General features: G+C 71.1%; 1 protein-coding gene. It reads left to right on the plus strand.

What is annotated here, in order from left to right; all coding sequences use genetic code 11:
* Positions 1-1,554, plus strand: a 1,554-nt coding sequence (locus ZRA01_RS20195) for an Ig-like domain-containing protein (protein WP_141355164.1), incomplete at its 5' end; no start/stop codon positions are given.
* Between the last annotated feature and the right edge of the window lies 1 nt (position 1,555).

Genomic DNA, 1,555 nt, shown 5'->3' on the forward strand with positions numbered 1-1,555 from the left:
GCCGTCGCCAGCGTCGCCCTCAGCGTGCTCCCGGCCGGCGGTGGCAACACCGCCCCGGTCGCCGACGACGACACCTACACCCTGCGCCCCGGCCAGACCCTCGAACTCCCCGCCCCGGGCGTGCTCGACGGCGACACCGACGCCGATGGTGACGCACTCACCGTCCTCAGCGTCGACACCACCGGCCTCATCGGCAGCCTCACCCAGCGCCTCGACGGCAGCCTGCGCTTCACCGCCGAGGCCGGCTTCACCGGCACCATGGCCTACACCTACACCGTCAGCGACGGCATGGGCGGGCGTGACACCGCCACCGTCACCTTCAACGTGGAGAACACCGCCCCGGTCGCCCAGGACGACCGCTACAGCACCCACGCCGGGCGGCCCCTCATCGTCATTCCGGGCGTACTCGGCAACGACGCCGACGCCGATCTGGATTCGCTCTTCATCTCCAGCTTCGACGCCTCCGGGCTCGACGGCAGCCTGGATCTCCAGGCCGACGGCAGCTTCAGCTACACGCCCACCGCCGGCTTCACCGGCAGCACCGCCTTCACCTACACCGTCGCCGACAGCTTTGGCGGCAGCGACACCGCGCAGGTCGTCATCGACGTCACCAACACCGCCCCGGTGGCCGACGACGAAGTGCTCCACGTGTGGCGCAACGGCAGCCTCAGCCTGCCCGCCCCGGGCCTCCTGACCGGCGACACCGATGCCGACGGTGACAACCTGCTGGTCAGCGGCGTCGACACCACCGGCCTCGCCGGCAGCCTCAGCTGGAACCCCGACGGCAGCCTGCTGTTCACCCCCACCGCCGGCTTTGCCGGCAGCACCGGCTTCAGCTACCAGGTCGCCGACGGCAACGGCGGCGTCGACACCGGCCACGTGCGCATCGAAGTCCTTCCCGAAACCACCGCCACCCCCATCGGCAACGCCCCCGTGCGCGAAAGCGGCCTCGGTGGCCAATGGGCTGCCGCCTGGACCCACACCGGCATCACCACGCTCCACCAGCACGACGCCACCAACGCCGCCGAAGCCTGGACGCCGGTCGCCTACCACGCCATCAGCACCTCGCAGCTCGCGGGCGGCGACATGTATGGGGGCGACCTTGGCGTCAGCGGCCAGTCGGTGGCCACCAGCAGCGTGCGCCAGGAGATCGACGGCAGCGAGGCGCTGCGCTTCGAACTCGCCACCGAAGCCACCGGCGTCACCGTCAACCTGTCGCGCTTCTTCATCAACGACGACGGCAGCCTGTTTGCCGAGAGCGGCCGGCTGCGCCTGCTCGACGACAGCGGCGCGGTGGTGGCCGAGACCACTTTCCAGGCCAGCAATGCCGCCGGCACCCAGGCGGTCAGCCTTGCCTGGCAGGACGGCTTCAGCGCGGTCGAGCTGTCGGCCGGCGCCTGGGACGGCACCGACTTCGTCTTCGGGGCCTACGACGGCGGCGCCCCCATCGCCACCGACGCCGCCGGCAAGCCCCACGGCAGCGACTTCCTGGTCGACTGGGTCGAGTTCGACTTCCCGATCGTCGGCGTCCCGCTGCCGCCGAACGAGGTGTAAA

The organism is Zoogloea ramigera, assembly GCF_006539865.1.
Lineage (GTDB): Bacteria > Pseudomonadota > Gammaproteobacteria > Burkholderiales > Rhodocyclaceae > Zoogloea > Zoogloea ramigera.